We start from the raw sequence: 23,088 nt of genomic DNA, 5'->3' as shown, positions 1-23,088 counted from the left end.
AAACCATCTGCCCATGATTCATATCCCGAAATCGGAATACAGCCGTCGCCGCAAGGCCCTGATGGCGCAGATGGAACCCAACAGCATCGCCATCCTGCCCGCCGCCGCGGTCGCAATTCGTAACCGCGACGTCGAGCACGTCTACCGCCAGGACAGCGACTTCCAGTACCTCAGCGGTTTTCCCGAGCCTCAGGCCGTACTGGTGCTGATGCCGGGGCGCGTGCATGGCGAATACATCCTGTTCTGCCGCGAACGCAATGCCGAGCGCGAGCTGTGGGATGGCCTGCGTGCCGGGCAGGAAGGCGCAATTCGCGACTTCGGCGCCGACGACGCCTTTCCAATCACTGATATCGACGACATCCTGCCAGGCCTGATCGAAGGCCGTGACCGGGTGTATTCGGCGATGGGCAGCAACCCCGAATTCGATCGCCACCTGATGGAGTGGATCAACGTGATCCGCTCCAAGGCCAACCTCGGTGCCCAGCCGCCGAACGAATTCGTTGCCCTGGATCATCTGCTGCACGACATGCGCCTGTATAAATCGGCGGCAGAAGTGAAAGTGATGCGCGAGGCGGCGCGGATTTCCGCCCAGGCGCATGTACGGGCCATGCAGGCCTGTCGCGCCGGGTTGCACGAATTCAGCCTGGAAGCCGAGCTCGATTACGAATTTCGCAAGGGCGGGGCGAAGATGCCAGCCTACGGGTCGATCGTCGCGGCGGGGCGTAACAGCTGCATCCTGCATTACCAGCAGAATGACGCGTTGCTCAAGGATGGGGATATGGTGCTGATCGACGCCGGTTGCGAGATCGACTGCTACGCCAGTGACATCACCCGGACCTTTCCGGTCAGCGGTAAGTATTCTGCGGAACAGAAAGCGATTTACGAATTGGTGCTGGCTTCCCAGGAAGCCGCCTTTGCCGAAATCGCCCCGAACAAGCACTGGAATCAGGCACACGAAGCAACGGTCCGGGTCATTACCGCCGGGCTGGTCAAACTGGGCCTGCTGCGGGGCGACGTTGATGAACTGATCGCCAGCGAAGCCTACAAGGCGTTTTACATGCACCGCGCCGGCCATTGGTTGGGCATGGATGTGCATGACGTCGGCGAATACAAGGTCGGCGGCGAGTGGCGCGTGCTGGAAGTCGGCATGGCGCTGACCGTGGAGCCGGGGATCTATATCGCCCCGGACAACCAGAATGTTGCGAAGAAATGGCGTGGCATTGGCGTGCGCATCGAGGACGACGTAGTGGTCACCAAAACCGGCTGTGAAATATTGACGAACGGCGTGCCGAAAACCGTTGCCGAGATCGAGGCCCTGATGGCCGCCGCGCGGACACAGGCAGCATGAGTCGAGTCAACCTGGCAATCATTGGTGGCGGGCTGGTCGGTGCAAGCCTGGCGCTGGCGCTTCAGGCCGGGGCCAAGGCCCGGGGCTGGAAGATCGTGTTGATCGAACCGTTCGCCCCTGGCGACAGCTATCAACCGAGTTACGATGCCCGTTCCTCGGCGTTGTCCTTCGGCTCGCGGCAGATCTATCAACGGCTGGGCGTCTGGCAGGAAGTCTCGCGCCGCGCCGAGCCGATCAAGCAGATTCATGTTTCCGACCGTGGTCGGTTCTCGACGGCGCGGCTGTCGGCGATGGAAGAGGGTGTTCCAGCGCTGGGTTATGTCGTTGAAAACGCCTGGCTCGGCCAATGCCTGTGGCAAGGCCTGGACAAGGACGTGATCAGTTGGCGCTGCCCGGCGGAAGTCACCCGCATGGAGCCGCTGGTCGATGGCTATCGCCTGACCCTGAATGATGAAACCACCCTGGAATGCGACCTCGCGGTGCTCGCCGATGGCGGCCGCTCCGGCTTGCGCGAGCAGTTGGGGATCGGTATCCGCAAGCGTCCGTACAACCAGAGCGCGCTGATCGCCAACATCACCCCGAGTGAAGCCCACAACGGCATGGCCTTCGAGCGTTTCACCGACGAAGGCCCGATGGCGTTGCTGCCGCTTCCGGATAATCGCTGCGCACTGGTCTGGACCCGCCTGGGCATGGACGCGCAACGCCTGGCGGCCCTGGATGAGCGCAGCTTCCTCAGCGAGTTGCAGGGTGTGTTCGGTTATCGCCTCGGCACATTGAAGCAGGTGGGTGCGCGGCATCTGTATCCACTGACGCTGGTCGAGGCTGAAGAACAGGTGCGCCCGCATCTGGCGATTCTCGGCAACGCAGCGCACAGCCTGCATCCGATCGCCGGCCAAGGGTTCAACCTGTCCCTGCGCGATGCCCAGGCTTTGGCCGATGCCTTGCTCGCCAGCGAAAACCCTTTGGGCGACTTCGCCACGTTGCAGGCCTATCGCGAACGCCAGCGACTCGATCAGGACCTCACCGTGGGTTTCTCCGATCAGGTTACGCGCCTGTTTGGCAGCACCCAGCCGCTGGTGTCCCTGGGGCGCAACATCGGCTTGCTCGGCCTGGATCTGCTGCCACCGGCCAAACGCTGGTTTGCCCGGCAGGCGATGGGGTTGGGTACGCGACCGGATGCGTGACTGGCTGATCCGCGGATTCGGCAAGGCACGATCGATAAAAATACCTGCCTGCAGGTTCGGCATTCATGACGGCTCTTGCCACTGGGTGGCGCGGGTCGGGAAAACCCTTTACGTGCGGCTCAAGCCGCAAGAGAGACAGGCTTAAAGCATGGAAATGCGCGCAGATCTGCTGATTGTCGGGGCCGGAATGGTCGGCAGCGCCCTGGCGCTGGCGTTACAGGACAGCGGGCTGGAAGTCCTGCTGCTGGACGGCAGCCCCATGAGCGTCAAACCGTTCAACGCTCAGGCTGCGTTTGAACCGCGGGTGAGCGCCTTGTCGGCCGCCAGCCAGCGGATTCTCGAGCGCCTGGGTGTGTGGGACGGCATCGCCGGGCGGCGCAGCAGCCCCTACACCGACATGCAGGTCTGGGATGGCAGCGGCACCGGGCAAATCCACTTCTCGGCGACCAGCGTGCATGCCGAGGTACTGGGACATATAGTCGAGAACCGCGTGGTGCAGGATGCCTTGCTCGAGCGCCTGCACGAATGCGACCTGGGGTTGCTGGCCAATGCTCGCCTGGAGCAGATGCGCCGCTCCGGCGATGATTGGCTGCTGACCCTGGCCGACGGCCGCACCCTGCGCGCGCCGCTGGTGATCGCGGCGGATGGCGCCAACTCGGCGGTGCGACGCCTGGCCGGTGTGGCGACCCGCGAATGGGATTATCTGCACCATGCCATCGTTACCAGCGTGCGTTGCGCCAGGCCGCATCAGATGACGGCCTGGCAGCGCTTCACCGATAACGGTCCGTTGGCGTTTCTGCCCCTTGAGCGCGACGGCCAACAGGATTGGTGTTCGATCGTCTGGTCGACCACACCCGGCGAAGCCGAACGCCTGATGGCGATGGATGAACAAGGTTTCCGCAAGGAGCTGGAGCGGGCCTTTGAAGGTCGGCTCGGCGAGGTGCTTAGCGCTGACCCGCGCCTGTGTGTGCCTCTGCGCCAGCGGCATGCCAAGCGTTATGTGGCTGAAGGCCTGGCATTGATCGGCGACGCGGCCCACACCATTCACCCGTTGGCCGGGCAGGGGGTGAATCTCGGGTTCCTTGATGCCGCCGTGCTGGCCGAAGTGTTGCTGCAAGCGACAACACGTGGCGAACGCCTGGCGGATGTGAAGGTCCTCAGCCGTTACGAACGTCGGCGCATGCCCCACAACCTGGCGCTGATGGCGGCGATGGAAGGCTTCGAGCGCTTGTTCCAGGCCGATCCGTTGCCGGTGCGCTGGTTGCGTAATACCGGGTTGAAAATTGTGGAGAAGATGCCGGAAGCCAAGGCGTTGTTCGTGCGTGAAGCGCTGGGGTTGACCGGGGATTTGCCGGCGCTTGCCAAGCTCTGAGATTTTCGTTGAGGCTTATGGCCTCATCGCGAGCAAGCTCGCTCTAACAGGAATTCAGGTGTTAATGCAATTTGTGTGAACGCTGGAGAACCCTGTGGGAGCAAGCTTGCTCGCGATGGCGGCAGTTCAGTCACCTCATATTCCAGCTCAAGCAACATCTGGTAACTCCTCCACGGCCAGCTTCGATTGAGAAGCTAAATGTGAGTCCTTATCATTTGTCCTCATTTTTCAATCGAGAGACCGCTCCCATGTTGGCACCGAAGCGTCTACTGACTGCACTGGCCTTGACCCTGATCGGCAGCACCGCCGCCCAGGCCGCTGACGAAGTGGTGGTCTACTCCTCGCGAATCGACGAGCTGATCAAGCCAGTATTCGATGCCTACACCGCCAAGACCGGCGTGAAAGTGAAGTTCATCACCGACAAGGAAGCGCCGCTGATGCAGCGGCTCAAGGCCGAGGGCGCGAATACGCCGGCCGACCTGCTGCTGACCGTCGATGCCGGTAACCTCTGGCAAGCCGAGCAGATGGGCATCCTCCAGCCGTTCACCTCGAAAACCATCGACACCAATATTCCCCTGCAATACCGGGCTGCCTCCCATGCCTGGACCGGCCTGAGCCTGCGGGCGCGGACCATCGCCTACTCCACTGATCGGGTGAAGCCGGGTGAACTGACCACCTACGAAGCGCTGGCCGACAAGCAATGGGAAGGCCGCCTGTGCCTGCGCACGGCGAAGAAGGTCTACAACCAGTCCCTGACCGCGACCATGATCGAAGTGCACGGCGCCGGGAAGACCGAGGAAATCCTCAAGGGCTGGGTCAGGAACCTGTCCACTGACGTGTTCTCCGACGACACCGCCGTGCTGGAAGCGATCAACGCCGGCCAGTGCGACGTCGGTATCGTCAACACCTACTACTACGGCCGCCTGCACAAGCAGAAGCCAGACCTGCCGGTGAAGCTGTTCTGGCCGAACCAGGCTGACCGTGGCGTACACATCAACCTGTCGGGTATCGGCCTGACACAACACGCGCCACACCCGGAAGCGGCCAAGGCCCTGGTGGAGTGGATGACCACTCCTGAAGCGCAGAAAATCTTTGCCGACGTGAACCAGGAGTTCCCGGCGAACCCGGCCGTGCAGCCATCGGCTGAAGTCGCCGCGTGGGGCAAGTTCATCGCTGATACCTTGCCTGTGGAAATCGCCGGCAAGCGCCAGGCCGAGGCGATTCGCCTGATGGACAAGGCTGGCTGGAACTGAGCCTGCTGTTTTAAAGGTCAAAAGATCGCAGCCTCCGGCAGCTCCTACAGGGTGATCACCAACCCAATGCAGGAGCTGCCGGAGGCTGCGATCTTTTTGCGTTTTCTCTACACTTCAAAATTTCGCGAGAGATTTTCCTTGGCCCATCCCGCCCAGCGCCGCTGGTATCCCGTCGTCTTCGCCATCGCTGCGCTGGTCCTGTTGCCCCTGAGCGTCCTGCTGCTTTCCTGGCAAACCATCGATCAACAGATCTGGTCCCATCTCTGGGACACACAGATGCCGCGGTTGCTGGGCAATACACTGACCCTGGTGCTAGGCGTCGGTGTCGGCGTGACCGCCCTGGGTGTCAGCCTGGCCTGGCTCACCAGCCTTTGCGAATTCCCCGGCCGGCGCTGGCTGGACTGGGCGCTGATGCTGCCCTTCGCGATCCCTGCCTATGTGTTGGCCTTCGTCTTCGTTGGCCTGCTGGATTTCGCCGGCCCCGTGCAAACCCTGCTGCGCGAGTGGTTTGGCAGTGGTCTGCGGCTGCCGCGCGTGCGCTCCACGGGTGGGGTGATTGTGGTGCTGGTGCTGGTTTTCTATCCCTATGTCTATCTGCTGGCGCGCACCGCCTTCCTCGCCCAGGGCAAGGGTCTGATGGAAGCCGCGCGAGTCCTTGGCCAGTCGCCCTGGCAAGCGTTCTGGCGGGTGGCGTTGCCCATGGCGCGACCAGCCATCGGTGCGGGCGTGGCATTGGCGTTGATGGAAACCCTGGCGGACTTCGGCGCCGTGTCGGTGTTCAACTTCGATACCTTCACCACGGCCATCTACAAGACCTGGTACGGTTTTTTCAGCCTGTCGTCCGCCGCGCAACTGGCCAGCCTGTTACTGCTGGTGGTGATGCTCGTGCTCTACGGCGAACGGCGTGCCCGTGGGGCCAACCGGGCGAGCAACGAGCGACCACGGGTCAAGGCGCTGTATCACCTGCGAGGCATCAAGGCACTGGCGGCCACGACGTGGTGCGGTCTGGTGTTCGCCTGCGCCTTCGTTATCCCGATGCTGCAATTGGCGGTGTGGTTCTGGTTGCGCGGGCGCTTCGATCTCGACGAGCGCTACACCGGGTTGATCGTCCATACCTTGTACCTGGGGGCGATGGCGGCGTTGATCACCGTCAGCGTCGCCTTGTTACTGGCGTTTGCCCGACGACTGGCACCCACCCGGGTCATTCGTTCCGGGATCAGTCTGGCCAATCTGGGTTATGCCTTGCCTGGTTCGGTGCTGGCGGTGTCGATCATGCTGGCGTTCAGTTACCTGGATCGCGAGCTGGTGATCCCGTTCTCGAGCTGGCTCGGTGGCGCGGGCAAGCCACTGCTGCTGGGCAGCCTGTCGGCGTTGCTGCTGGCCTATCTGGTGCGTTTCATTGCGGTGGCCTACGGTCCGCTGGAAAGCAGCCTGGCGCGTATAAGGCCATCTTTGCCCGAAGCGGCACGTAGCCTTGGCGTCAGTGGGCCACGACTGTTTTTCAAAGTGTATCTGCCATTATTGCTACCCGGCACGTTGAGCGCCGCGCTGCTGGTGTTCGTCGACGTGCTCAAGGAAATGCCCGCGACCTTGCTGATGCGCCCGTTTGGTTGGGACACGCTGGCAGTGCGAATCTTCGAAATGACCAGCGAAGGCGAATGGGCGCGGGCGTCTTTGCCGGCCTTGACCCTGGTGCTGGTCGGGCTGTTGCCGGTCATCGGATTGATCCGGCGCTCGGCGCATCGAAACAGCTAGGTGTCAGTCCTACACCTTGCGGCTACAATGCGCGGCATTCGGTGCGGTCAGTCTGACAGACCAGGTAGCTGAAATCGGCTGAAGGCCCTTTGTTTCAAGGCATTCAGTCCGTGCAGCACCTGCCCGCGCCTTCGCCACGCCCGGAAGGAGAAACCCATGGGACAGCGTACGCCTCTGTATGACCTTCATCTCGCACTCGGCGCGAAGATGGTCGATTTTGGCGGTTGGGACATGCCTCTGCATTATGGATCGCAGGTCGAGGAGCACCATCAGGTGCGCCGCGATTGCGGTGTCTTCGATGTATCCCACATGACCGTAATCGATGTCGGCGGCACCCAGGCCAAAGCCTGGCTCCGGCATTTGCTGGCCAATGATGTCGAACGCCTGCACAGCCCCGGCCGTGCTTTGTACAGCACCATGCTCAACGAGCAGGGCGGGATCGTCGATGACATGATCGTCTACCGTCTCGATGAGGGTTATCGCCTGGTGGTCAACGCCTCCACCCGCGATCAGGACATGGCCTGGATGCAAGCGCATCTCGACGGTTTCGACGTGCAACTTCGCGAGCGTTCCGAATTGGCGATGCTGGCCATCCAGGGCCCTCACGCCCGGCAGAAAATTGCCGAACTGGTCAGCCAGTCCCGCGGCAACCTGATCCAGCTCCTCAAGCCCTTCGAAGGCCTGTCCGATGGTGACTGGTTCATCGCGCGCACCGGTTATACCGGCGAAGACGGCCTGGAAATCATTCTGCCGGCCGATCAGGCGCCAGGCTTTTTCAACGATCTGGTCGGTGCCGGGATTTCTCCCATCGGCCTTGGCGCGCGGGATACCTTGCGGGTCGAAGCCGGCATGAACCTTTATGGTCAGGACATCCAGCAGGATATTTCACCCTTGGCCTCCAATATGGCCTGGAGCATTGCCTGGGAGCCCGCCACCCGGAAGTTCATCGGGCGCAAGGCGCTGGAAGCCGAGCAGGCCGCCGGCATACAGCACAAACTGGTAGGGCTGGTCCTTGAGGAGCGCGGTGTTTTGCGTGCTCATCAGGTGGTTCGTATCGCTGATGTTGGCGAAGGGGAGATCACCAGTGGTAGTTTCTCTCCTACGCTAAGCAAGTCGATTGCACTGGCGCGCGTGCCGATGGCAACAGCCGACCGCGCTGAAGTGGAAATCCGTGGCAAGTGGTACCCGGTCCGGGTGGTCAAGCCGACCTTCGTACGCCACGGCAAAACCTTGATCTAATCTTTTCCAGCGGTTAACGACCGCTGACAATTTCCTGAGGACACAGAACATGAGCAATATCCCTGCCGACCTGCGTTTTGCCGAAAGTCACGAATGGGCACGTCTGGAAGCCGATGGCACCGTCACCGTGGGCATCAGCGATCACGCGCAGGAAGCGCTGGGTGATGTGGTGTTCGTCGAGCTGACTGAAGTTGGTAAAGTCTTCAGCGCTGGCGATCAATCTGGTGTGGTGGAGTCGGTTAAAGCCGCTTCCGACATTTACGCTCCGATCAGCGGCGAAGTGATTGCGATCAACGAAGAACTGGGTGGTTCGCCAGAGTTGCTCAACACCGACCCGTACGGCGCGTGGATCTTCAAGCTCAAGCCAAGCGACAAGGCAGAGCTGGAAAAGCTGCTGGATGCCGCCGGCTACAAGGCTGCCATCGGCGAATAAGCCTGACGCAACATCCCAAAGCCCCGATCCGTCGGGGCTTTTTCATTGCGGGCTCAGGCGTCGCGCAAAACCGCTTTCACCGCCGCCACCGAACGCTCGACATCGGCTTTGCTCATCGCCGTGAACATCGGCAGCGAGACAATCAGCCGACCGACCTGCTCAGCGACCGGGAACATGCCCTCCTTGAAGCCGCACTCGCGGTACAGGCTCAACAGGTGAATCGGTGGGTAGTGATAGCCGATCCCGACACCCAATGCCTGCATCTGCTCCATGAAAGTCGCCCGCGCCGGTTTGCCATCCGTGCGTTCCGGTAATACCAGCTGGAACAGATGCCAGTTACTGTTCTCGAAATCCGCTGGCGGCAGTTGCGCTCCGTACTGCGCTTCGAAATCCTCGCCAAAACAGGCGAAATAGTGCCGGGCCAGGTCACGGCGATGAGCGGTGATGGCTTCGATATGAGCAAATTGCCCCAGGCCAATGGCTGCGGCGACGTCGGTCATGTTGAACTTGCCACCCAGCAAGTCGACATCCAGGCCATCGAAGCCGTTGCGGGTAACGCCCTGCAACCGGTATTTCTCCGCCAGTCGTACTTCTTCGGCCGTATTCAGCACCAGGCAACCGCCCTCGGAGGAGGTGACGTTTTTGTTCGCCTGGAAACTGAAGGACACGAAGTCCCCCGTCGAACCAATGCGTTGGCCGTTCCAGCTGGAGCCCAGCGCCTGGGCTGCATCCTCCACGATCCGCAGGCCGTGCTTTTTCGCCAGGGCGTACAAACGTGTCATGTCCACCGGCAAACCGGCGAGGTACACCGGGATGATGGCTTTGGTGCGGGGGGTAATCGCCGCTTCCAGTTGATCGAGATCGATATTGCGGGTCATCGGGTCGATGTCGGCAAACACCGGGGTGGCGCCGACTTCCAGGATGACGTTGGCGGTGGCCACCCAGGAAATCGGCGTGGTGATCACTTCATCGCCTGGCCCGACCCCGGCAATCCGCAAGGCGATTTCCATGGTGCAGGTGCCGGAATTGAAGGTGCGCACCGGGCGCCCGCCAAAATACTCCGAGAGTTGCGCTTCGAAGGCCTGGACCTTGGGGCCGCTGGTGATCCAGCCCGAGCGCAATACGTCGCCGACGGCGGCAATCGTGGCTTCATCGATAGTAGGTTTGGAAAACGGCAGGAAAGGCAGTTGGCTCATGGATACAGTCACCGATCAGCGGACATTGGGCAGGCGGCGGACATGATGATCCGGATTGCTCGAGCGCGCCACGCCATCCACCGGGAGATCGACTGCTATGCTGGTTTGACCGTGTTGCATCGACGCTGAGCGCCAGTCAAGAGAGAGCCCGTCATGTCCCAGTTGCCGTCCCTGAGCCAGTTACGCGACCCCAATGCCTTTCTGCGCCGCCACCTCGGGCCCGATGCCGCCGAGCAGCAGGCGATGCTCGACAGCCTCGGCCTGGGCAGTCGGGTCGAATTGATCGAGCAGACGGTGCCGCCGGGCATCCGTCTCAACCGGGCGCTGGATCTGCCCCCGGCACTCGATGAAGAGGCCGCGCTGGCCAAGCTGCGCGGTTATGCCGAACAGAACCAGGTCTGGACCAGCCTGATCGGCATGGGCTACCACGGCACCCTCACACCGGCCGTCATTCTGCGCAACGTGCTGGAAAATCCCGGCTGGTACACCGCGTACACCCCTTATCAACCTGAGATCGCCCAAGGGCGGCTCGAAGCGCTGCTTAACTTCCAGCAACTGACCATTGACCTGACCGGCCTGGAGCTGGCCAATGCCTCACTGCTTGATGAGGCCACCGCCGCGGCGGAGGCCATGGCCCTGGCCAAGCGGGTCGCCAAGTCCAAAAGCAACCTGTTCTTTGTCGACGAAAACTGCCACCCGCAAACCATTTCCGTGGTGCAGACCCGTGCTGAAGGTTTCGGCTTCGAGCTGATCGTCGACGCTGTGGATAACTTGAAGCAGCACCAGGTGTTCGGCGCATTGCTGCAATACCCCGACACCCACGGTGAAATCCACGACCTGCGGCCGCTGATCGATCACCTGCACGCGCAACAGGCCCTGGCCTGCGTCGCCACGGATTTGCTGAGCCTGTTGATGCTGACCCCGCCAGGTGAACTGGGTGCCGATGTGGTGTTCGGTTCGTCCCAGCGATTTGGCGTGCCCATGGGCTACGGCGGGCCTCACGCGGCATTTTTTGCCAGCCGCGATGAATACAAACGGGCAATTCCCGGGCGGATCATCGGTGTTTCGAAAGATGCGCGGGGCAACACCGCCTTGCGCATGGCCCTGCAAACCCGCGAGCAACACATCCGCCGGGAGAAGGCCAACTCCAACATCTGCACGGCCCAGGTGCTGCTGGCCAATATCGCCAGTTTCTATGCGGTCTACCACGGCCCCGAAGGGCTCAAGCGGATCGCCCAGCGGGTTCATCGGCTGACCTGCATCCTGGCCGCCGGGCTTGAGCGCAACGGTATCACCCGGATCAACCGGCACTTCTTCGACACCCTGACGCTGGAAGTCGGCGGAGCCCAGACCGCGATCATCGAAAGTGCCCGGGCCGCACAGATCAACCTGCGCATTCTCGGGCGCGGCCAACTGGGCTTGAGCCTTGACGAGACCTGTGACGAAGGCACCGTGGCGAAGCTGTTCGATGTGTTCCTGGGGGCCGATCACGGGTTCAGCGTCGATGACCTGGATGCCGAGGTCTTGCCTGGCGGTATTCCCGAAGGGCTGGTGCGAACTTCGCCTTATCTGCGCCATCCCGTGTTCAGCGCCCATCACAGCGAAACCGAGATGCTGCGCTACCTCAAGCAACTGGAAAACAAGGACCTGGCGCTCAATCAATCGATGATCCCGCTGGGCTCCTGCACCATGAAGCTCAATGCCACCAGCGAGATGATCCCGATTACCTGGCCGCAGTTCGCCAACCTGCACCCGTTCGTGCCCAAGGAACAGGCCGCCGGTTATGGACTGATGATCGAGGAGCTGGAGCGCTGGTTGTGTGCGATCACCGGTTTCGACGCGATCTGCATGCAACCCAACTCCGGTGCCCAGGGCGAATACGCCGGGCTACTGGCAATCCGCAAATACAATGAGAGCCGGCAACAGGGCGGCCGCGATATTTGCCTGATTCCTTCGTCGGCTCATGGCACCAATCCCGCGTCGGCGCAGATGGCCGGGATGCGCGTGGTGATCGTCGAGTGTGACGAGGCGGGCAACGTTGACCTGGATGACCTCAAGGAAAAAGCCGCGCAGGCCGCAGACAAACTCGCCTGCCTGATGGCGACCTATCCTTCGACCCATGGCGTGTATGAGGAGGGAATCAGCGAAATCTGTGAAGTGATCCACCAGCACGGGGGGCAGGTGTACATGGATGGCGCCAACCTCAACGCTCAGGTCGGATTGGCGCGTCCGGCCGATATCGGCGCCGATGTCTCGCACATGAACCTGCACAAGACCTTCTGCATTCCCCATGGTGGCGGTGGGCCGGGCATGGGGCCGATTGGTGTTCGGGCGCATCTGGCGCCGTTCGTGGCCAACCATCCGGTGGTGCCGATCGACGGCCCGCTTCCACAAAATGGCGCCGTCAGCGCAGCACCCTGGGGCAGCGCAAGCATTCTGCCGATCAGCTGGATGTACATCGCGATGATGGGGCCGCAGTTGGCGGACGCCAGCGAAGTGGCGATCCTCGCCGCGAATTACCTGGCGCGGCATTTGTCCGGTGCCTTTCCTGTGCTCTACACCGGGCGCAACGAGCGGGTGGCCCATGAATGCATCCTCGACCTGCGTCCGCTCAAGGCGTTGACCGGCATTACCGAGGAGGACGTGGCCAAGCGCTTGATGGATTACGGCTTCCATGCCCCGACCATGTCGTTTCCGGTGCCGGGGACGCTGATGGTTGAACCGACCGAAAGTGAGTCGAAGGCGGAGCTGGACCGGTTCATCGGGGCAATGCTGAGCATCCGCGCGGAAATCAACGAGGTGCAGAACGGCAATTGGCCGGCTGAAGAAAACCCGTTGAAAGGTGCGCCGCATACGTTGGCCGATATCACCGGCGTGTGGGAGCGGCCATACAGCATCGTGCAAGCGGTCACGCCAGACGCGCACACCAAGGCGCACAAATACTGGCCGGTGGTGAACCGGGTGGACAACGTGTATGGAGACCGGAACCTGTTTTGTGCCTGTGTGCCGGTGGATGATTACCGCTGACATTTCAGGCTGTTCCCACAGGGGTATCAGTGAACATGAGGTTGTGTTCGCAAAGCAAAAAAAATGCCGCTCATATGAGCGGCATTTTTCATTCGCAACGCTTACTCCGAAGCCACGGCATTCTTCGCCAGGATCGCGTTTGCCAGCTCCATGTCCGTGGCTTGCAGGCCCGGGTTGTCGGCGCGGACTTTCTGCATGGCCGCTTCCAGGTACGGGCCGCGGATACTGCCATCACTGGCGACGAAGCTGCTGGCATCGTCCTGGGCTGCGACAACCAGCTTGTTATCCTTGGATGTCAGATAGCTCGAACCGGTGGTTGCGCCGGAGGTGAGAACGTTACGCCAAAAAGTATCGGCCATCGCCGAACCGACAGGCAAAGACAACAGCGCGACGGTAGCGACAGCAAGTTTGAAACGCATGACAGGGTGACTCCACTGGGTTGACTACGCGGTTGGATTGCCAACCCCCAATCGAGTTCCGTGGTCGCCTAATCCGCCGCTTCGACCAGCAGGATCGCGCCTTGCTGGCCGACCACCCGCACGCGACTGCCAATGCCAGCATCCGGCCCTCGGGCCATCCACACGCCGTCGGCCACCTTGATTTTGCCGCGACCGTCGACAATCGCTTCATGCACCACAAAGGTTTTGCCGATCAGATCCTGACCGCGCAGGTTCAGGTGCGGCTGATCGCTCGGGCGCGCCGCCGTGCGCTGACGTCGCCACCAGTACAACGCGGTGGTGATCGACAGCAGGCCGAACAGCAGAAACTGCCATTCCCAGGACAGGTCCGGCAGCAGGAAGGTCAAGACGCCCACGGCGGCCGCAGCCATGCCGATCCACAGCAGGTAACCGCCGGCGCCGAACACTTCGAGAATCAACAGCACCGTGCCCAGCGCCAACCAGTCCCAGAACGAAAGGTGCTGCAAAAATGCCCACATGGCGCGCCTCAGGCTTTCTTGTTATCGAAAGTGGCCTTGACGATTTCGCCAATGCCGCCCACCGCGCCAATCATCGAACTGGCCTCCAGCGGCATCAGGATCACCTTGCTGTTGTTGGCCGAAGCCAGCTTGCCCAGCGCATCGATGTACTTTTGCGCGACGAAGTAGTTGACCGCCTGCACGTTGCCGCTGGCGATGGCTTCGGACACCACTTTGGTCGCCTGTGCTTCTGCCGCGGCTTGCCGCTCGCGGGCTTCGGATTCCAGGAACGCGGCCTGGCGACTGCCTTCGGCTTCGAGGATCTGTGCCTGCTTCTTGCCTTCCGCGGTCAGGATCGCTGCGGCGCGCAGGCCCTCGGCTTCGAGGATCTGTGCACGCTTGATCCGTTCGGCTTTCATCTGCCCCGACATCGCCGCCATCAGGTCGGCGGGTGGGCTGATGTCCTTGATCTCGATCCGGGTGATCTTGATGCCCCACGGCGCGGTCGCTTCGTCGACAGTGCGCAGCAGTTTTTCGTTGATCCCGTCACGCTGGCTGAGCATGGCGTCGAGTTCCATCGAGCCGAGCACGGTGCGGATGTTGGTTTGCAGCAGGTTGCGGATGGCGTGTTCGAGGTTGTTGACCTCATAGGCCGCCTGGGCCGTGTTGACCACCTGGAAGAAGCACACGGCGTCGATTTGCACCGTGGCGTTGTCGGCGGTGATGACTTCCTGCGGCGGAATATCCAGCACGCTTTCCATCACATTCATCTTGCGGCCGATGCGGTCCATGACCGGAATGATGACGTTCAAACCCGGCTTGAGCGTGTTGGTGTAGCGACCGAAACGCTCGACTGTCCATTCAAAGCCCTGGGGCACGACCTTGAAACCCATGAACAGAATGGCGACCACCAGGCCGACAAAAAGCAAAAGCACACTACCGATCTGCATAACGATTCCTTGTTGATGTGTGGATCTGTGGAGTTTCAATCGCTGGAGTGTAGCTGTGCCGATGCCGGATAAGTACAGCCGGGTCTCAGTTCTGCTCGCTCTGGGGTGTCACGCGCAGAACCTCCTCGATGGTCGTCAGCCCGGCGCCGACTTTTTGCGCTCCTGACAGCCGCAGGCTGCGCATGCCTTCCTTGAATGCCTGGCGCCGCACGGCCAGCAGGTCGGTATCAGGACTGATCAGCGCTTTGATGCCATCGCTTAACTGCATGATTTCGTAGACCCCGGCGCGACCGCGATAACCGGTGTCGCGGCACTCCACGCAACCGATGGCTCGCTGGGCATTGGTCGGCAAGGGTGCTTGCCAGGGGCGGGTCAGGGTTTGCCAGTCGTCTTCGCCCAGCGTCAGCGGCGCCTTGCAGTGCGAGCACAGGGTTCGCACCAGTCGCTGGGCCATGACGCCAAGCACCGTGGCCTTGATCAGGTAGTGCGGCACGCCGAGCTCCAGCAGGCGGCTGATGGCGCTGGGTGCGTCGTTGGTGTGCAGGGTCGACAGCACGAGGTGCCCGGTGAGCGCGGCCTGGATCGCCATCTCTGCAGTTTCGAGGTCGCGGATCTCGCCGATCATGATGATGTCCGGATCTTGCCGCATCAGCGCGCGCACGCCGGCGGCGAAGGTCAGGTCGATGTTGTGCTGGACCTGCATCTGGTTGAACGCAGGCTCGATCATTTCGATCGGGTCTTCAATGGTGCAGAGGTTGACCTCCGGCGTCGCCAGTTTTTTCAGGGTGGTATAGAGGGTGGTGGTCTTGCCCGAACCCGTCGGCCCGGTGACGAGGATGATGCCGTGGGGCTGGCGGGTCATGTCTTGCCAGCGGCGCAGGTCGTCGGCGGAGAAACCAAGCTGGTCGAAGTCCTTGAGCAATACTTCCGGATCGAAGATCCGCATGACCATTTTTTCGCCGAAGGCCGTGGGCAGTGTCGACAAGCGCAGTTCGACCTCTCCGCCGTCCGGGGTCTTGGTTTTCACCCGGCCGTCCTGGGGTTTGCGTTTCTCCGCGACGTTCATGCGCCCCAGGGTTTTCAGGCGACTGACGATGGCCATGGTGACCTGGGGCGGGAATTGATAGACGTTGTGCAGCACGCCGTCGATGCGAAAACGCACCGTGCCTTGCTCGCGCCGGGGCTCGATGTGGATGTCGCTGGCACGCTGCTGGAACGCGTACTGGAACAGCCAGTCGACGATGTTGACGATGTGTGCGTCGTTGGCGTCGGGCTCCTGGTCGCTGGCGCCGAGGTTGAGTAACTGTTCGAAATTGCCGAGGGTACTGACTTGCGGGTCGGCGCTGTTCGCCCCAGTGACCGATTTGGCCAGGCGGAAGAATTCGACGCTGAAGCGCTGGATGTCCACCGGGTTGGCCACCACGCGCTTGATCGGCAGCTTGAGCACATGGGTCAGGTCAGCTTCCCAACCGCTGACATAAGGTTGGGCGCTGGCCACGGTGACCGCCTCGCGGTCGATCGATACCGCGAGGATCTTGTGGCGCTGGGCGAAGGCATAGGACATCAGCGGGGTCACGGCAGCGACATTGATTTTCAACGGGTCGATGCGCAGGTAAGGCTGGCCGGCCTGCCGGGATAGCCACAAGGTCAGGCTCTCGAGGTCCAGCGGTTTGCCGGGACGGCTGAGATCGTCCAGCTGTTGGCTGGCAATGAACTCCAGCGGATGCATCTGGCCAAGGGAGGCGTTGCGGCGACGGGCATTGAGCGCGTGTTCGGCCGAATCCTGACTGATAAAGCTCTGGGCGACCAGTTCGCGCAGCAGGTCATTGAGATCCAGCCAGCGGTCCTGAAAGGCGAGATGTACGGACATGCGGGCTCCTTTTGAACGACAGTGCGCAAAGGATAGCCGTGGCCCGGCTGACAGCTGGGCCACTACCCGACAAAGCCGTTTCGGCGTTTTTCAGCCCGCCGCTTGAGCCGCTTCGGCCCATGGGGAATCAGCTTCTTGCAGCTCCACCGAGCAAACGCTGATCAGGTTACGAAGTTTTTCCGCAATCACTTGCGCGCGGTGCCAGCTCAAACCGTCGATGACGATCTCGATGTTCAGCCAGTCGTCCTGGCGCTGTGCGTTGACCTGTTCCGGGGTGAGCAGTTGCAAAGCGAACAGATTGAGGGCACGACACAGCAGGTCCGGTTCTGCCTCGGCCAGCATTTGATAGCGAACCCGGCAATGGGCGTTACCGACGTTCCAGACATCGGAACGGGCAGGTGGGGTGTTTACGGCTTCGAGATACGGCATGGTCTGGCTCCAAAATCATTGGAGAAATGTTTACATCCTGTGCCGGGTATTTCTTCTCTATGATTGGCTGTATTGCAGAATTGAAGAATAAATCAATTCACTTGTTAGTCGATTAAGGGTTTTTTTATGCAAAGCGAACTGGACAGCTACGACCGCAAGATCCTCGCCTTGCTGCAAGAGGATGCTTCGCTTTCCAGCGCACAGATCGCCGAACAGGTGGGGCTCTCGCAATCGCCGTGCTGGCGGCGGATTCAGCGGATGAAAGAGGAGGGCATCATTCGCGCTCAGGTGACCTTGCTCGACCGCAAGAAAATCGGCCTGAACACGCAGATCTTCGCGGAGGTGAAACTCAATGCCCACGGGCGTTCGAACTTCACCGAATTCACCGAGGCGATTCGCGGCTTTCCGGAGGTGCTGGAGTGTTACGTGCTGATGGGGGCGGTGGATTTCTTGCTGCGGATTGTCACGGCGGACATCGAGGCCTACGAGCGTTTCTTTTTCGAGAAACTGTCGATGGTGCCGGGGATTCAGGAGGTGAATTCGATCGTGGCGTTGTCGGAGATCAAGTCGACGACCAGTTTGCCGGTGGTGCGATAAAGCAAAAAGATCGCAGCCTGCGGCAGCTCCTACATTCGGATGGAGTACACCCGTAGGAGCTGGCGAAGCCTGCGATCTTTTCGGTATTACAGACGCAACAGCATTTTCCAGGCACGGTTCTGATACACCGCAATCGCCTGCTGCTTGCGCGCATCCAGGACTTCGTCGGTGATCGACTCGTTGGCCAATTGCGCCAGTTTGTTCAGCTCACCGTACAGGCGATCCATTTCCGGGATCTCCAGCACGTTACGCGCATGGTGCAGCCAGACCTGGATGCGTTCGATGCGCGGCAGTTGCTCGGCCAGGTCTTCCGGTTGTTGCTGGTAACGTTGCAATTGCAACGAAGTGGCCTCTTCGCCCAAAAGGCGCGGCAACCAGCTGCCCAGTTGCGCAGCGCCCTGGCGATTGCCACGGGTGTTGCGGTCGGCGGCCCAGGTGCGGGCCAGCAGCCAGCGCGAGCTGGTCAGGGAGAACAGGCCCCAGCGCGGGTCTTCGAGCTCTTCGAGGAACTGCTCGGGCGCGGCTTTGCGCACGTCTTCATCTTCCAGGCCGGCCTGGACCAGCGGGCGCCAGTCTTCCAGCAAGGCATCAAGGGCGATACGCAGGTCGTGGGTCGACTGACGCGGAGCGGCCTGGCCCAGGCTGCTGATCAGCGCGCGCATTTCCGCGAGACATTCGACCCAGTCCTGCAACAGGCGCCAGTGACCATTGAAGCGATACTGCTCGGCCAGACGCTGGCTGCTGCCCAGCAAATGCCAGCTCAGCGCGGCGAACGCGTCGTCCAGCGGCGTTTCGGCGGTGATCTGCGGCGCCGGCAGGCTCAACGAATAGCTGTGGGCGTCGTACAGGCGATAACCGCGCTCGGCCTTGCTGATGTCGCAAGGCATCAGGGCCAGTTTCTCGGCCAGCTCGGCGGCCAGTTCCAGCAGGGCTGCCGGCTCGCCTTCGCGCAGTTCCAGTTCCAGCTCGCAGATTTCTTCTTTCTGCTTGCCGACCACGACGTGACCCAGGTCCAGCGCGGCTTCGATGACCACTTTGGTCTTGCCGCGACCCCAGGCGATTTCCGCGCATTCGCGGACGAAGTCGGTGGTGAAGATCGGCTTCAGGGTCTTCTTGTCCAGCTCGGCCAGTTCCTCGGGCCAGCATTCGCCGTCGAGTTTCTTCAAGTCGAGCTTGGCCTTGGGCAGGGGCCAGTTGAATTCATTACGCTCGGACAAGCCGGCGACGCTCTGGCCGCGGGTCTTGAGGGTCTGAATCACTTCTTCGCCATCCTTGCGCAGGCGCAGGGCGACTTTGGCCTGGGCCAGGTCGCGCTCGGGCGTGTCGAAGTACTGATTCATCAACTCACGGCGTTCCCAGCCACTTTTGTTGCGTTTTTTCAGTAACGGGTGCTCGCGCAGGGCGGCGAGGGTTTCGCGGCTGACGCGGAGTTTGATTTCGGTTTCTTTCTGCATGGCCGGAAAATCCAGGATCGGGAGCGCAGCCGGGGGAATGTGTGGCTGCCAAGGTCGTGCAGTGTACAGGACTCACGGTTAGTACGCGCCGAGACGGTTTATTCCTGTCATCGGTTGGTTCTATGATGGACCTCAATTCGGGTGCCGGGAGTCAGCGATGCCATTGCCATCGATGAAAGAACAATTCGCTGCGTTGATCGCCGCACCGTCGGTCAGTTGCACGCAGCCCAGTCTCGATCAAACCAACCGCCCGGTTATCGATCTGCTGGCGACGTGGCTCGGTGAGCTGGGTTTCACCTGCGAGATCCAGCAGGTCAGCCCCGGCAAGTTCAACCTGCTGGCCAGTTTCGGCTCCGGCCCCGGCGGCCTGGTGCTGGCCGGGCACAGCGACACCGTGCCGTTCGACGGCGCGTTGTGGCAAACCGACCCGTTGAAGCTGACTGAAGTCGGCGGTCGTTGGATTGGCCTGGGCAGTTGTGACATGAAGGGTTTTTTCGCCCTGGCCATCGAGGCGGTCAAACCGCTGCTCGATCAGCCGTTCAAACAGCCGTTGCTGATTCTCGCCACCTGCGATGAAGAAAGTTCGATGTCCGGTGCCCGCGCGCTGGCCGAAGCGGGGCGACCGCTGGGGCGGGCGGCGGTGATCGGCGAGCCGACCGGGCTCAAGCCGATCCGCATGCACAAAGGCATCATGATGGAACGCATCGACATTCTCGGGCAGAGCGGTCATTCCTCCGACCCGCGCCTGGGCCACAGCGCCCTGGAAGCCATGCACGATGCCATCGGTGAACTGCGTGGCCTGCGCCTGTTGTGGCAGCGTGAATTCCGCAATCCGCAGTTTGGCGTGCCGATGCCAACGATGAATTTCGGCTGCATCCATGGCGGCGACAACCCCAACCGCATCTGCGGCCAGTGTTCGCTGGAATTCGATTTGCGCCCGCTGCCCGGCATGGACCCCAAAGTCCTGCGCGCCGAGATCCTGCAGAAGCTCAAGCCGGTTGCCGAGCGGCATCAGGTCAAGATCGATTACGCGCCGTTGTTCCCTGAAGTGCCGCCGTTCGAGCAGGCTGAGGACGCCGAGCTGGTACGCCTTGCCGAAAAGCTCACCGGTCACAGCGCCGAAGCAGTGGCGTTCGGCACCGAAGCACCTTATCTTCAGCGCCTTGGCTGTGAAACGCTGGTGCTTGGCCCGGGTGATATCGCTTGCGCCCACCAGCCGGGGGAATACCTCGAAATGTCACGTTTGCAGCCTACGGTGCATCTATTAAGGCAACTGATCGAACACTATTGCCTGGCACCGGCGGCTTGACCTTGTGGGAGCGGGCTTGCTCGCGAAGGCGTCGTGTCAGCCACCTCAATACTGAATGGCACACCGCCTTCGCGAGCAAGCCCGCTCCCACAGGGGTCTGTGAATTACCTGACAAGCCGTATAAATTGCCGGTACCCCAACCCGTATTCATGAGGAGAGCGCGCGTGTCGCCAAGCCTGTTCCGACGATAACCATCAGCCCGCTGTGCGTTTTTCTGTTTCGCCCTTTTTTCGGCTGCTATTTATTACAGGCCCAGGTTCATGCCCGAATACGTCAATTGGCTTCGTCACGCTTCGCCTTACATCAACGCCCACCGCGATTGCACCTTTGTCGTCATGCTGCCCGGCGACGGCGTTGAGCATCCGAACTTCGGCAATATCGTCCACGACCTGGTGCTGTTGCACAGCCTGGGTGTGCGTCTGGTACTGGTTCACGGTTCCCGCCCGCAAATCGAAGCGCGCCTCACGGCCCGCGGCCTGACCCCGCATTACCACCACGGTATGCGTATCACCGATGCCGCGACCCTGGAGTGCGTGATCGACGCAGTTGGCCAGTTGCGCATTGCCATTGAGGCTCGCCTGTCGATGGACATGGCTTCGTCGCCGATGCAGGGCTCGCGCCTGCGGGTGGCCAGCGGCAACCTGGTGACGGCACGGCCGATCGGCGTGCTTGAAGGCGTCGACTATCACCACACCGGCGAGGTGCGCCGGGTCGACCGCAAGGGCATCAACCGTTTGCTGGACGAGCGCTCCATCGTGCTGCTGTCGCCGCTGGGCTATTCGCCGACCGGGGAAATTTTCAACCTGGCCTGCGAAGACGTCGCCACCCGCGCGGCCATTGATCTGGGCGCGGACAAGCTGCTGCTGTTTGGCGCCGAACTGGGCTTGATCGACGAAAACGGGCGCCTGGTGCGCGAATTGCGTCCGCAACAGGTGCCGGCGCATTTGCAGCGCCTGGGCAGTAACTATCAGGCGGAACTGTTGGATGCCGCTGCCGAAGCTTGTCGTGGCGGTGTGGCCCGTAGTCATATCGTCAGTTATGCCGAGAACGGTGCACTGCTGACCGAACTGTTCACCCGTGACGGCGGCGGTACGCTGGTGGCCCAGGAGCAGTTCGAAGTGGTGCGCGAAGCGGCCATCGAAGACGTCGGCGGACTGCTGGATTTGATCAGCCCGCTGGAAGAGCAGGGCATCCTGGTGCGCCGTTCCCGCGAGGTGCTGGAGCGCGAGATCGAGCAGTTCAGCGTGGTCGAGCGCGAAGGCATGATCATCGCCTGTGCGGCGCTGTATCAGATTGCCGATTCGGATGCCGGTGAACTGGCGTGCCTGGCGGTGAATCCGGAGTATCGCCATGGCGGTCGCGGTGATGAATTGCTGGAGCGCATCGAGACCCGCGCCCGGGCTCAGGGTTTGAAGACTTTGTTCGTCCTTACCACCCGTACCGCTCACTGGTTCCGCGAGCGTGGTTTTGTGCCGAGCAGCGTTGACCGTCTGCCGTCGGCGCGGGCGTCGCTGTACAACTATCAGCGTAATTCGAAGATCTTCGAAAAAGCCCTTTGAGGTTTGAACGACTTTTGTAGGAGCCTTGCGTTACTCCTGCACAAACTTCGCACTGACATACGGCGAATAGTCCGGCAGCACCGTCTCCACCTTCCCTTGCTCCTTCAAGAATTTCGCCGTCTCGCCAATGGCCTTGGCCGTGCCGCCGTCCAGTAGCGCGGTGCTCTGTTGCGCCTTGGCATCCGGGAATGCGGATCCGGCCAGTAACTCCGGCACATCGGCGGCATTGGCACCGGTCAGCTTGGCGATTTTCTGCACGGGCTCCGAGTCCACCGTCCAGTCGGCTTTATGCGCTGCGTAGTCGGCAAAGGCGTCGAGGGTGACCTTGGCGAATCTGGCCACCACCTCCGGGTGCTTCTCGGCGTAATCCTTGCGCGCCACCCAGACTTCAAAGGTGGGTGCACCCCATTGGCCTACCTGCGCAGCGTCGGTCAGGGTCTTGCCAGTCCTGCGGATTTCCCCCAGGGCGGGCGACCAGACAAACGCGCCATCAATATCACCACGCTTCCAGGCTGCTGCGATTTCCGCCGGCTGCAGGTTCACCACTTTGACTTGCGAACTGTCCAGGCCCCAGTGCTTCAGCGCACCAAGCAGGCTGTAGTGGGAGGTTGAAACGAAAGGCGTGGCGATGGTCTTTCCGATCAGATCTTGCGGTTTCTCGATGCCGCTGCCGTTGCGCACCACCAACGCTTCGGCCGCGTTGATCTGGGCCGAGACGATGAACGCGACAATCGGCAGGTTGCGCGAGGCGGCAGCGGCCAGCGGACTGGAGCCGAGATTGCCGATTTGCACATCACCGGAGGCAATCGCCGTGACCACTTCCGGGCCGCTGTTGAAGCGTCGCCAGTCGATGGGCTGGCCAATTGTTTTTTCATAAAGGCCATCGGCCTGGGGGACTTTGCTGGGGTCGATTCCGGTTTGATAGCCGACAGTGAGGTTTGCTGCCTGGGCGGCGAAAGAAAATGCGAGAGATACACAAACTGTAACAATTGGTCCGGATAGTGCGCGTTTGGTCGTCATGGGGCCGCCTTTCGGTAAAGGATTTGTTTCCGAATTGCGTAAAAAACTAATCGATCTAAAAAAACAAAAATAAATACTTTTTAGGAATTAGCTTATGAGCCGAGCCCTCTGTTCTGGGGGATCTGTAAATCGGGTGCTAAATTCCTAAACGGTATTAGAAAAGAATGGGGTAATTCT

At 61.3% G+C, this 23,088-nt stretch carries 19 protein-coding genes and 1 pseudogene; 12 read left to right on the top strand and 8 right to left on the bottom strand.

Going from position 1 to position 23,088, the window contains the following annotated elements; all coding sequences use genetic code 11:
• Positions 1-13: 13 nt before the first annotated feature.
• The 8 genes and pseudogenes from pepP (at position 14) to gcvH (ending at position 8,584) form a co-directional block, all read left to right on the top strand.
• Positions 14-1,348 (top strand): Xaa-Pro aminopeptidase, encoded by a 1,335-nt coding sequence (pepP, locus tag AB4O40_RS16460; RefSeq protein WP_056726394.1) that lies wholly within the window; start codon positions 14-16, stop codon positions 1,346-1,348.
• Positions 1,345-2,532 carry a 2-octaprenyl-6-methoxyphenyl hydroxylase gene (gene ubiH / locus AB4O40_RS16455; protein WP_056726395.1) on the top strand — a complete coding sequence of 396 codons (1,188 nt, stop codon included), beginning with the start codon at positions 1,345-1,347 and terminating at the stop codon, positions 2,530-2,532. Before pepP ends, ubiH begins: the two co-directional genes overlap by 4 nt.
• A 58-nt stretch (positions 2,533-2,590) precedes the next feature.
• Positions 2,591-2,677, top strand: a pseudogene (locus AB4O40_RS16450) (tetrameric acyl-CoA thioesterase); the annotation flags it as partial.
• 9 nt (positions 2,678-2,686) lie between these two features.
• Positions 2,687-3,904 (top strand): 2-octaprenyl-3-methyl-6-methoxy-1,4-benzoquinol hydroxylase, encoded by a 1,218-nt coding sequence (locus tag AB4O40_RS16445; protein ID WP_177336486.1) that lies wholly within the window; start codon positions 2,687-2,689, stop codon positions 3,902-3,904.
• A 248-nt stretch (positions 3,905-4,152) separates the two neighbouring features.
• Positions 4,153-5,157: an extracellular solute-binding protein gene (locus AB4O40_RS16440; protein WP_056726397.1), complete on the top strand. Its 1,005-nt coding sequence runs from the start codon at positions 4,153-4,155 to the stop codon at positions 5,155-5,157.
• A gap of 138 nt (positions 5,158-5,295) precedes the next feature.
• On the top strand, positions 5,296-6,912 hold the full coding sequence (locus AB4O40_RS16435; protein WP_056726677.1) for an ABC transporter permease: 1,617 nt from the start codon (positions 5,296-5,298) through the stop codon (positions 6,910-6,912).
• Positions 6,913-7,068: 156 nt separating this feature from the next.
• The gene (gcvT, locus tag AB4O40_RS16430; RefSeq protein ID WP_056726398.1) at positions 7,069-8,151 is read left to right on the top strand and encodes a glycine cleavage system aminomethyltransferase GcvT; all 1,083 of its coding nucleotides are present in this window, start codon (positions 7,069-7,071) and stop codon (positions 8,149-8,151) included.
• Between the two features lie 49 nt (positions 8,152-8,200).
• Positions 8,201-8,584, top strand: a complete 384-nt coding sequence (gene gcvH / locus AB4O40_RS16425) for a glycine cleavage system protein GcvH (protein WP_056726399.1) — start codon at positions 8,201-8,203, stop codon at positions 8,582-8,584.
• A gap of 53 nt (positions 8,585-8,637) precedes the next feature.
• Here gcvH and AB4O40_RS16420 read toward each other — a convergent pair whose 3' ends face one another.
• Positions 8,638-9,780 (bottom strand): DegT/DnrJ/EryC1/StrS family aminotransferase, encoded by a 1,143-nt coding sequence (locus AB4O40_RS16420; RefSeq protein WP_056726400.1) that lies wholly within the window; start codon positions 9,778-9,780, stop codon positions 8,638-8,640.
• Positions 9,781-9,933: 153 nt separating this feature from the next.
• On the opposite strand from AB4O40_RS16420, the gene gcvP reads away from it, so the two are divergent.
• A complete protein-coding gene (gene gcvP, locus AB4O40_RS16415; RefSeq protein WP_056726401.1) occupies positions 9,934-12,807 on the top strand; it encodes an aminomethyl-transferring glycine dehydrogenase in 2,874 nt (957 codons plus the stop codon).
• Positions 12,808-12,908: 101 nt separating this feature from the next.
• Here the strand turns inward: gcvP and AB4O40_RS16410 are convergent, their stop codons facing one another.
• From AB4O40_RS16410 to AB4O40_RS16390, 5 genes are all read right to left on the bottom strand, one after another.
• Positions 12,909-13,226: a DUF2388 domain-containing protein gene (locus AB4O40_RS16410; protein WP_056726402.1), complete on the bottom strand. Its 318-nt coding sequence runs from the start codon at positions 13,224-13,226 to the stop codon at positions 12,909-12,911.
• 68 nt (positions 13,227-13,294) lie between these two features.
• Positions 13,295-13,744, bottom strand: coding sequence for an NfeD family protein (locus AB4O40_RS16405; RefSeq protein ID WP_056726403.1), 450 nt, complete (start codon positions 13,742-13,744; stop codon positions 13,295-13,297).
• Between the two features lie 8 nt (positions 13,745-13,752).
• Complete coding sequence (locus AB4O40_RS16400; RefSeq protein WP_056726404.1) at positions 13,753-14,673, bottom strand: SPFH domain-containing protein; 921 nt, start codon at positions 14,671-14,673, stop codon at positions 13,753-13,755.
• 85 nt (positions 14,674-14,758) lie between these two features.
• The gene (locus tag AB4O40_RS16395; RefSeq protein ID WP_056726405.1) at positions 14,759-16,543 is read right to left on the bottom strand and encodes a GspE/PulE family protein; all 1,785 of its coding nucleotides are present in this window, start codon (positions 16,541-16,543) and stop codon (positions 14,759-14,761) included.
• 90 nt (positions 16,544-16,633) lie between these two features.
• Positions 16,634-16,972, bottom strand: coding sequence for a hypothetical protein (locus AB4O40_RS16390; RefSeq protein ID WP_056726406.1), 339 nt, complete (start codon positions 16,970-16,972; stop codon positions 16,634-16,636).
• Between the two features lie 126 nt (positions 16,973-17,098).
• Here AB4O40_RS16390 and AB4O40_RS16385 point away from each other — a divergent pair, with 126 nt between their 5' ends.
• Positions 17,099-17,569: an Lrp/AsnC family transcriptional regulator gene (locus AB4O40_RS16385; RefSeq protein ID WP_056726407.1), complete on the top strand. Its 471-nt coding sequence runs from the start codon at positions 17,099-17,101 to the stop codon at positions 17,567-17,569.
• A gap of 86 nt (positions 17,570-17,655) precedes the next feature.
• On the opposite strand, the gene AB4O40_RS16380 is transcribed toward AB4O40_RS16385, so the two are convergent.
• Complete coding sequence (locus AB4O40_RS16380; protein ID WP_056726408.1) at positions 17,656-19,023, bottom strand: CYTH domain-containing protein; 1,368 nt, start codon at positions 19,021-19,023, stop codon at positions 17,656-17,658.
• A 157-nt stretch (positions 19,024-19,180) separates the two neighbouring features.
• Between AB4O40_RS16380 and argE the strand changes: the two genes are divergently transcribed.
• A complete protein-coding gene (argE, locus tag AB4O40_RS16375) occupies positions 19,181-20,332 on the top strand; it encodes an acetylornithine deacetylase (protein ID WP_460053839.1) in 1,152 nt (383 codons plus the stop codon).
• A 260-nt stretch (positions 20,333-20,592) separates the two neighbouring features.
• Entirely contained in the window at positions 20,593-21,891 is a 1,299-nt protein-coding gene (gene argA / locus AB4O40_RS16370) for an amino-acid N-acetyltransferase (RefSeq protein WP_223541302.1), read from the top strand.
• Positions 21,892-21,921: 30 nt separating this feature from the next.
• Here the strand turns inward: argA and tauA are convergent, their stop codons facing one another.
• A complete protein-coding gene (gene tauA, locus AB4O40_RS16365; RefSeq protein WP_460053841.1) occupies positions 21,922-22,911 on the bottom strand; it encodes a taurine ABC transporter substrate-binding protein in 990 nt (329 codons plus the stop codon).
• Between the last annotated feature and the right edge of the window lie 177 nt (positions 22,912-23,088).

The organism is Pseudomonas sp. S2_F07, from assembly GCF_054668325.1.
This window is presented reverse-complemented; position numbering and strand designations above follow the sequence as displayed.